Source organism: Bergeyella porcorum (assembly GCF_042427575.1).
GTDB lineage: Bacteria > Bacteroidota > Bacteroidia > Flavobacteriales > Weeksellaceae > Bergeyella > Bergeyella porcorum.
Genome location: NZ_JBHMFD010000013.1, coordinates 329,380 through 338,879, shown reverse-complemented (window position 1 = coordinate 338,879; position 9,500 = coordinate 329,380). Strand labels below are relative to the sequence as shown.

Here is a 9,500-nt window from a genome sequence, read left to right as displayed (position 1 = left end):
CAAAGACTTCGATATTCCTCCCAATATTGCACTGATAAATATTCCACCATACAGTCCAGAATTGAATCCCTGTGAACAAGTTTGGCAATACATAAAAAAACGCTTTAAAAACAAGACTTTTGAAAATATGGAGCTTCTCAGGGAATGGCTCTACGAAATCTTAAACGCTATGGACAATCAAAAAGTAAAATCCATCACCTCTAATCATCATTACCTTAAAATATTTACGAGTATTTTTATGATTTAAATGGTATTACTAATGGAATTTAGGTTATATTAAGCATTTGCTAAATTCGAGAATAGAAATTGTTAAATATTCTTCCCAAAAGTGCGTAAACTCAAACTAATATCTTAGCAATGATGGGCTAAAACCACCCTCTCCTGAAATGGCTGGTAATGGCTCCGAGGTTAATAATCAAAGTATAACGGATTCTACTGCTATAATCCTTAAACGAAGGTTCAAAGCCGAGAGAGGACTGAAGGGGAAAATAGACTTCCAAAAAATCCGGAACAATCTTCAGCTTCACGCCCGAATCCCAAATCCATTGGGGAGCAAGTCCCTTACGCTTGTAGGCACCAAAATCTGCATAGATATTGAACATCTTCCAAAGGTGGGCGTCTATATTGGCAGATGCTATCCATTGATTGGCGGTGTGGGGAAAAAACGATTTGAACCCGCCCTCTGCCAAGACAAATTGCTGAGATAGAAAACCAGAAGTAGCACTTTGCCCTAATAGATTGTAGGCAAAAGCATAATTGGAAATGCGGGAAATACCAAAGCTGAACAAATCGTTGCGAGCGTGGTTGGATAAAAAGTATCCTCCAAAGATTCTAAAACCAATTTTCTTATCATTGGCATATTCCCAACGGTAAAAGCCTTCAGCAGAAACCTTTTGGAAATCTTTCATCAGCTGAAAATTGGTGCTGAATAGCATCTCGTAAATCAGTTTTCTATTAGAATAGACATAGCCTAAATTCCATAGGTTGTAGCGGTCGTATTCATTATTCAAAACCATTGTAGGGGTAAGGTCTTTTTCAAAATAATTATAAGACAAGCTTATCCATTGGTTTTCCTCGCTTCTGAGAGGTTTAGCGAAAATTAAACTAGAACTTAGACTATACTTTTGGTAAGCCAAACCGTGGTCGTAATGAAAATAAGCCGCCGAGCCTCCCAGTTGCAAATTTCTGTAAAACCTATTCAGCGGTCTATAATTATAAGCCAACCCTGCCGAACCTGTAAATTTACTAGTTCCTGTACTATAAAAAGGTGTGAAACTATACACAAAATTCTCCTCAAGTAGCGATTGATTTTGGAAATTGAGCCCCAGTAGCACTTTATCATACGCATTGAAGGTTACTTTAGGAGCTACATAGATTTCGTTATATTCTGGGTTGGGAATATCTTTCAGCAGTTTCAGCTTTACTTTTTTCATATTAGAAAAAAAGCCTTTGGTGTAGAGGTAATTATCTCTATAATTGGCTTCGGGAAAGATATAGTCATTATTCAGTTGTATTTTATTTAAGTCTTGTAAGGGAATCAGATATTCCGAGCGTTTTTTGCGTTCAGAAGTATCATACCAGAAGGTGGTGCGTTGCCCGTTGTGATGCTCTGTGTCTATCTTTATGGGAATAGAAAAGTGGGTATTCTTGGCAATGGTTACCAGATAGCCGTCATCTACTTTTTTGAATTTTTTCAGGTTGAAATTAAAGCGTTGATTGCGGTTAAAATAGGGTTCAAGAAAATCTGCAGAGTATTCAGTAGCTCTATTGAGGCGAGAGAGGAAGGCTTCGGGATTCACTCGCTTTCCTTGGTGGGTAGTGAGATAATCTTTTAGAAAAACATTAAACTTACCATAGGTCATCTTTTGAGCCAGATAATCAAACAGACTTCCAGTTTCAAAATGACTGATTGCCATATCATTAAAATTGCTCAAAGTAGAAAATGGAGCCCCAACATTCTGGTCCAGATTCATCGCTTTAATGTACTGATAGGTGATTCCATAGCGTTCTGAAAGTTTAAGTTTGGAAGCATTGAGGTATTTTAAAGGTTTAATGCCTAATATTTTGGTTTCAGGGAGCTTGCCTAGAAGCATTTCATCCTTATAAAACCGTTGTAAATATTGCATTTCCAGATATGTTTTGATACCATTGGTAAACCAATGTTCCTTTTCTTTATCTGTAATGGTAGCGTGGTGTACGGCATATTTTGAGAGGATAGAGAAGTAGTTCATATCCACTTTTTGGGCATCAGAAAAGAGTTGAAATTTGAATTTCCAGAGTTTAATATCTTCATTGCCAAAGAAATCTTCCTTTTGACTAAATTTTTCGGAGATGAATATTTTTTTGGGAACAAATCCCATTCGTTCTTCCAAAAACTTGAGCTGCAAGGGTAAGAAAAACTCCAAATAAGAAGCCTCGTCCTCAGATACTTTATAGCCTAATACTATGGTATGTTCACCTTGCTTAAAGAGATGGATAGGTGTTTTAGACACTAAAAACTCTGGGTCTGTGGTTAGAACCCCTTTAAAACTATGGGCTTCTCTTTCCAAATTGCCTTCTACAAAATACGATGGAGGTACGGTAAGCGTAACATCCCAATGGCTACCACCATTCTGTGTTTCTTCAATATCTAAGAAATGTTTAGGCGTTTGCTTCTCATTTTCAAAAGCATCTGGAACTATGAAGAAATATTTCAAAACTGCCTTATCCTTAGACGCACCATAGCCTGTGAGGTTGATATTAGGCAACTGAATTTCATACTCCAGATGAAGTGTTAGGCTTTCTTTAGGTGGTAAAGGTTGATTCAGAGGAACATCAATATTTTCAGAATTCAAATCAAAATAAGTGTTCTCGTGATTGATTTTTAAATTGTTGAGAAATCCCAATTCTTCTCGTTTCGCAAAGTAAAGTTCTTTTTTTCGGTCTTCCAATTTTCGTTTTGCCAAAGGCGTATTCTGATTGCGATAAGCCGCTATCCAATTGAGCAATTTGATTTTTTGAAGAGGAGTGGGCAGTGGGTTTTTATAAACAATAGTTTGCTTTACCGATAAAACCTTCAAATCTTCAGATAAATGTGCTTGAATACGGATGCTATCTTGCTGGGCATAGACCACCATACCGAATATAAAAGCCAAAAATAAGATAAACCGTTTCATTTTTTCTAAAAATCACCTGAAAAATTCCATCAAAGATAGGATTAGTTTTATTAATAAACGCATTTTTTGATGTGATTTATCTTCAAGTTTTTTTTAAATTTGAATTCTCAATGGATAAAATCTAAACTACAACGCTCTTTATCTGATGTTGCATTGCTTTAAAATAGGATGTTTGTTTGGTCTTTTGCTGTTCGGCAGAGGGGTTTCTCAGGTCATAGAACAAAGCCGTGCAATGGATAATCATCCAGATAAAAGTACCATCAAAACGAGATTTCAACCTCCTAAAGGCTATGTCTGGGAGCGTTACCCTGTGGGGTCTTTTCAGAAATATCTTTCCGAGTTTAAGCTGAAACCCGAAGGTTTGCCTCTACGAGATTACCGAGATTTGCCTATGCCTCATCAGTTTTACCACGCAGCAATTTTGGATATAGAGGTGGGAAATAAAGATTTACAGCAATGTGCTGATGCGTGGATGAGGCTCTACGCCGAGTACCTTTGGGGGCAAAAACGCTATGATGAGATTGCATTTGAATTTACCAGTGGACAAATGATGTCTTGGAACGATTATAAAAAGGGCATCCGTACGACGGAAGTGGGGGATAAAGTAAGATTTCATCAGTCGGCAAAGGAGAGTGATACCTATGATACCTTTCGCCAATATCTGAATTTAATTTTTCAGTATTCGGGGACTATTTCTTTGGATAGAGAATCGGTACCGGTGACAACGCATAAGGATATTCAGGTGGGGGATATCATCATCACGCCAGGAAGCCCTGGGCACGCGGTATTTATTGTAGGTAGTGCCAAAAATGCCATAGGGAAGCGGGTTTTTCTGTTAGCACAGAGTTTTATGCCAGCACAAGATATTCATATACTGAAAAATCCCAACCACCCGAGCCTTTCTCCGTGGTATCATCTGGACATCAACGCTCCCAAGCTAAGAACGGCTAAGTATATATTCACCCCATTGGTTATTAAAAGATTTCGGGGAATTAAAGCAGGTGAATAGGTTTACGCTAAGGTTTCTTTCCATTGCTCTACCATTGCTTTTAGGCGTTCGTTTCCGAAGGTTTTATTTCGGATTTTAGAGATAGAAAAAATGCCCTTTTCATCGGAAACCATTAGGATTTCATCGGCTTTTTGACTTTCAAAGGCAATCATTTCAGCCTGCTCTATGGTTGCCAGATTTTTCTTGTGCAAGAAAGTGACGAAGTTTTCCATCAATGGAGAGATATAGGCACCTTCGGTCTGTTTCGGAATTTTGAGGGTATTGCCTTCCAAAAACAATAGATTTCCCCAGATAGAACGGGCGATTCTTTTATTGGGGTTGAGTAAAACCACATCGTCCAAATCATTTTCTTTAGCATAGATTTCGGCATAGATGTTTTCTGGACAGTGGACGCGAATGTTGCTCAGAAGGTTGGTATTGACATTGATTTCTTTGATTAAATCCATCTCGTAGTTTTCGTTCAGCATTAGGACATCTTTTTTTTCTTCCACTTCAAAAACAAAAGAAACCTCGGATTTTTGCAATGGTTTGCCATCATTATTTCGATAAACCATAAAGTGAATAATACCGTCTGAAACGCCCTGAGCCATTACATTGTCCTGAAAAAGGTTTTGGAAAAACTCCAAGGTATAAGATAAGGGAATATTCATACGCATCTTTCGCATAGATGCCATTAGGAAAAAATAGCATTCTTCTGCCATAATGAGCTGCTGATGGCGTACAAAAAATGAAACCTTTACGGCATCTCCATTGAGAAACGCTCTATTTTCTGGATGGAACTCTCCTGATGTCAACATATTCTATCGCTTAAATCATAAAAATAATGAACGAAAAACATCGTTCATTGTCGTTTTTTTTTAAATTAAAATGTTAGGCAGCACCCAATTTTATTCTTAGATTTTCTATAAGGTTTTCCCAATACAATCTATTTTCTTCCTCATCTCCTGGCTCACAAAAATCTGTAATGTTTAGAGATAAATCTTCTGTAATCTCATCGATAACAATGGTCATCTCAAAGAAGTTTTTGGTACCTTCATCTTCTTCCCAGCGGAAGCGAACAAAGCTCTCTGGCTTGTAGCGTATCAGCGTTGCTTTTTCCTCGGCACCCCCCCCCCAGCTGAAGTAAAAATCGTCTCCCTTCTCTGTAACCTCATCCGCAAACCACTCTGCAAGCCCCTCTGCACTTGCCAAATACTCATACAAAATTTCGGATAAGCAATGCATCGGAAATTCATATTGCACTTTTTGTTTTGCCATAATACGATTGTTTTTTTTTATATGGTCGCAATATATAAATTAATTACCGAATAACGAAAAAGAAAAGGCTAGTTTTTTTAATGTTTTTTATCAATATTGGGGTAACGCTCTGTTAATCAGCATTCATCTAAAACTTCTAAAATAATTTTACATCCTTCCTCTATTTCGGATTTGGAAATATTAAGAGGTGGCGAAATTCTCATATACTCGTTTCTATACAGTTGCCAGAAGACAATGAGTCCTTTTGCCATACAGCGTTTAGCGACTTCCAAAGTATATTCTGGGCTTCCCAAGTTCACGGCAAGCATCAGCCCTCTTCCGTTGATGTGTTTTATTTTCGGGTGAACCAATAGTTTTCGGAATAAATCTTCTTTCTCTTGCACTTCCTCCATCAGTCCACTTTCCAAGACTTCTTTCAAGGTAGCATAACTGGCAGCGGCAATCAGTGGGTTGCCTCCAAAAGTGGTGATATGCCCCAATTTAGGACTATGAGAAAGGCTTTGCATTATCTCTCGGGAACTCATAAATGCCCCCACAGGAACACCGCCGCCCATTCCTTTGCCCATCACCAAAATATCTGGAACAATGCCATAATGCTCAAATGCAAATAGTTTCCCCGTTCTGCCAAAGCCAGGCTGTATTTCGTCTAAGATTAAAAGTGCACCTACCTCTTCGCATCTGGCTTTCAGCCTTTTTAGATAATCAGGATGAGGTACCAGAAAACCTGCTGCTCCTTGGATGGTTTCCAAAATAACTCCTGCTGTTTTTTCGGTAATCTGTGCTAAATCTTCTTCGGAATTAAAATGGATGAAATTGACCATCGGAAGCAATGGGCGAAACTCTCGCTTGTGGTATTCATTCCCCGAAACGGAAAGTGCTCCGTGGGTATTGCCGTGATACGAATGGTGAAAGGCAATGATTTCTTCTCTTCCCGTGTAGCGTTTGGCTAATTTTAAACTACCATCTATGGCTTCTGCTCCAGAATTAACCAAATAGGTAACCTCTAGCGGTGCTGGTGTAGCTTCTGCTAAAAGCTTGCAAAGTTTTACAGGCATTTCTTGAGCGTACTCTCCATAGACCATCACATGTAGATATTGGTCTGCCTGAGTTTTGATGGCGTCTATCACTTTGGGGTGAGAATGCCCTAGCGTATTGGCAGAAACGCCTGCTACAAAGTCCAAATACTTCTTTCCATCTTTACCATAAATATAGCAGCCTTCTGCTTTTTCTACTTCAAAGCCCGATGCAAACTGGGTGGTCTGGGCTTGGTATTTAAAGAAATCTTGATTCATAGGGGCAAATTTCGGAAATAATTATCAATTATGATTTGTGGAAGGATTGAAATTTTTAGATGCTCTTTCTAATCTAAAAGAAGCTGTCCTAAAAGTTTTGGACAGCCTCTTTTTCTATATAGGTCAATTAAAGTTCCGTAAAGAATTAAATTTCAGCATCCATATCCCAATTTTCGAGATAATCGTGGACGTGTTTTAGGAACATTCCACCTAATGAGCCATCTACCACTCTGTGGTCATAAGAGTGGGACATAAACATCAGATTGCGAATGGCAATAACATCGCCATCTTTGGTTTCTAAAACTGCGGGCTTCTTTTCAATAGAGCCAATCGCCAAAATAGCCACCTGTGGCTGAGGGATAATAGGAGTTCCCATCAGGTTTCCAAAACTTCCGATGTTGGAAATGGTATAAGTAGCTCCTTGAGTATCCTCTGGTCTTAGCTTTTTATTTCTGGCTCTGTAGGCTAGGTCGTTAATCGCCTTGGCTAATCCTGAAAGCGAAAGTTGATCTGCATTTTTGATGACAGGAACAATCAGGTTACCATCTGGTAGAGCCGTAGCCATACCAATATTGATGTTTTTCTTCTTGATGATTTTATCACCATCTACAGAGACATTGATCATTGGGAAATCTTGGATGGCCTTTACTACAGCTCTCACAAAGATTGGCATAAAGGTAAGCTTTTCCCCATCTCGTTTTTCTAAAATGCCTTTGTTTTTGGCTCTCCATTTTACCACATTGGTTACATCCGTTTCAATGAAAGAGGTAACGTGTGGCGAGGTTCTTTTTGAGTTTACCATCGCATCTGCAATGATTTTTCTCACTCTATCCATCTGGATAATTTCATCACCTTCCGATACTGCTACAGGTGCACTTGCTTGTGCAGGTGTGGATGCTGGAGCAACGGTAGCAGGTTGCGGAGCAGCAGCTTTTGGTGCTACTTTTACGGTACTTCTATTGGCAACATAGCCTAGGATATCTTCTTTGGTAATGCGACCTTCCAGTCCACTTCCTTGGATGGATTTTAGTTCCGCTTCGGAGATATTTTCTTGCTTTGCAATAGATTTTACCAATGGAGAAAGGTATAAATCTCCAGTAAATTCTACTTTTGGAGTATGATTTTGGAGGGGTTTTTCTAGTTCCTTGATATCGGCTGCGGTAGGTGTTTCGGTTTTTGGTACAGACCCACTTATTGCCGCTCCTTTGATGGATAGGATAGCGATAGGTTCGCCTACTTTTGCCACTTCATCTTTTTGTTTTAGGATTTTCACGATGGTTCCAGAAACTGGGGTCGGCACATCAGAATCCACTTTATCGGTAGCAATTTCCACTACGGAATCATCTTCATTTACAAAGTCGCCTTCGTTGAATAGCCAACTGATAACCGTAGCCTCCATTACGCCTTCTCCCATTGAAGGTAATAGTAGTTGATATTCAGCGTCTCCTGAGTTGGTTGCAGCAGGCTGAGGCATTTCGGTTTTGGAGATTTGTGCAGGCTCTTCTGTGGCTTCTCCCTCTATTTCTAAGATGGCGATGGCTTCTCCCACTTGTGCTACTTCATCTTTTTGCTTTAGGATTTTCACGATTTTTCCAGAAACTGGGGTAGGAACATCAGAATCCACTTTATCGGTTGCAATTTCCACTACGGAGTCATCTGCATTTACGAAGTCGCCCTCATTGGCTATCCAACTGATGATGGTAGCTTCCATCACGCCTTCTCCCATTGAAGGCAATAATAATTTATACTCTGCCATTTTACTTTTCGGTTTTTACAAATATATAAATTTTTTGATATAAAAATTGGGAATATTTTAAATCTTCAAAAATAACTAATTTTTAGTACAGGGACTTTTGTCTGTAATAAGTTGATATATAGTAATTTGTTATATATTGTTCTCTGAAAAATTAGCGTCAAAAACCTCTTCAAAATGGGTTTTTATTTTGCGTTTTACCTCTTCCATTTCCTGCTGTGTAAATGTTTTTTCTAGCTCTCGTTCTAATGAAGTAACGGCTTTGTCCTTGATGCCGCACGGGATAATGTATTCAAAATACTTCAAATCTGTATTCACATTCAGGGCAAAACCGTGCATTGTAACCCATTTGGAGGTTTTTACTCCCATTGCACAGATTTTTCGGGCATAGGGTTTTCCTACATCCAGCCAAACGCCCGTTTCGCCTTCGCTTCGTTCGCCTTTTAGACCGTATTCTGCAATGGTGCGGATGATAACTTCTTCCAGATTTCTCATATAGAGGTGAATGTCTGATTTAAAGTTATCCAAATCCAAAATAGGATAGCCTACAATTTGCCCAAAGCCGTGGTAAGTAATATCGCCACCGCGGTTGGTTTTTACAAAAGTGGCATTGATTTCCTTTAATTTTTCTTCATTGAATAAAATATTTTGCTCATCACCAGACTTCCCTAAGGTATAAACGTGAGGATGCTCTACGAAAAGAAAGTAATTGGGCGTTTCTTCATAGATGCCATCGGTTCTATCGCGGTTTTTTAGTTTTAAATCAATGATGGATTTCATTAAAGATTCCTGATAATCAAAAGCAGGAAGGTAATCCATTAGCCCTAAATCTTGAAATTTTAAAGTTTTATTTTGAGTCATTTTTGAGTGTATTTAAATTAAGCTTCTGATATTCTTTTCATCTTCAAAAGCTGAATAATAGATGAGCAAAAATACTAAATTTAATTACTATGCAAAGAATAGGTTACCACTTTTTGAAATGAAAACCATTGATTCCAATTCATTTTTGTTAAAAATCCGTACTTTTGCACTTT

At 38.5% G+C, this 9,500-nt stretch carries 8 protein-coding genes; 2 read left to right on the top strand and 6 right to left on the bottom strand.

All coding sequences use genetic code 11. The features are described 5' to 3' along the window. Positions 1 to 247, top strand: a 247-nt coding sequence (locus tag ACFFUE_RS09590; protein WP_376834806.1) for a transposase, incomplete at its 5' end; no start/stop codon positions are given. 118 nt (positions 248 to 365) lie between these two features. Here the strand turns inward: ACFFUE_RS09590 and ACFFUE_RS09585 are convergent. Continuing rightward, positions 366 to 3,155: a gluzincin family metallopeptidase gene (locus ACFFUE_RS09585; RefSeq protein WP_376834804.1), complete on the bottom strand. Its 2,790-nt coding sequence runs from the start codon at positions 3,153 to 3,155 to the stop codon at positions 366 to 368. A 145-nt stretch (positions 3,156 to 3,300) separates the two neighbouring features. Between ACFFUE_RS09585 and ACFFUE_RS09580 the strand changes: the two genes are divergently transcribed. Continuing rightward, positions 3,301 to 4,164 carry a DUF4846 domain-containing protein gene (locus ACFFUE_RS09580; RefSeq protein WP_376834802.1) on the top strand — a complete coding sequence of 288 codons (864 nt, stop codon included), beginning with the start codon at positions 3,301 to 3,303 and terminating at the stop codon, positions 4,162 to 4,164. 2 nt (positions 4,165 to 4,166) lie between these two features. Here ACFFUE_RS09580 and ACFFUE_RS09575 read toward each other — a convergent pair whose 3' ends face one another. The 5 genes from ACFFUE_RS09575 to lipB all read right to left on the bottom strand — a co-directional run bounded on the left by ACFFUE_RS09575 (position 4,167) and on the right by lipB (position 9,327). Next, positions 4,167 to 4,961: an aminotransferase class IV gene (locus ACFFUE_RS09575; RefSeq protein ID WP_376834800.1), complete on the bottom strand. Its 795-nt coding sequence runs from the start codon at positions 4,959 to 4,961 to the stop codon at positions 4,167 to 4,169. 73 nt (positions 4,962 to 5,034) lie between these two features. Beyond that, positions 5,035 to 5,421, bottom strand: a complete 387-nt coding sequence (locus ACFFUE_RS09570) for an START-like domain-containing protein (RefSeq protein WP_327984289.1) — start codon at positions 5,419 to 5,421, stop codon at positions 5,035 to 5,037. A 116-nt stretch (positions 5,422 to 5,537) separates the two neighbouring features. After that, positions 5,538 to 6,713 carry an aspartate aminotransferase family protein gene (locus ACFFUE_RS09565; protein WP_376834798.1) on the bottom strand — a complete coding sequence of 392 codons (1,176 nt, stop codon included), beginning with the start codon at positions 6,711 to 6,713 and terminating at the stop codon, positions 5,538 to 5,540. A gap of 145 nt (positions 6,714 to 6,858) precedes the next feature. Beyond that, complete coding sequence (locus ACFFUE_RS09560; RefSeq protein WP_376834796.1) at positions 6,859 to 8,469, bottom strand: 2-oxo acid dehydrogenase subunit E2; 1,611 nt, start codon at positions 8,467 to 8,469, stop codon at positions 6,859 to 6,861. 129 nt (positions 8,470 to 8,598) lie between these two features. Further along, a complete protein-coding gene (gene lipB / locus ACFFUE_RS09555; RefSeq protein ID WP_376834794.1) occupies positions 8,599 to 9,327 on the bottom strand; it encodes a lipoyl(octanoyl) transferase LipB in 729 nt (242 codons plus the stop codon). Between the last annotated feature and the right edge of the window lie 173 nt (positions 9,328 to 9,500).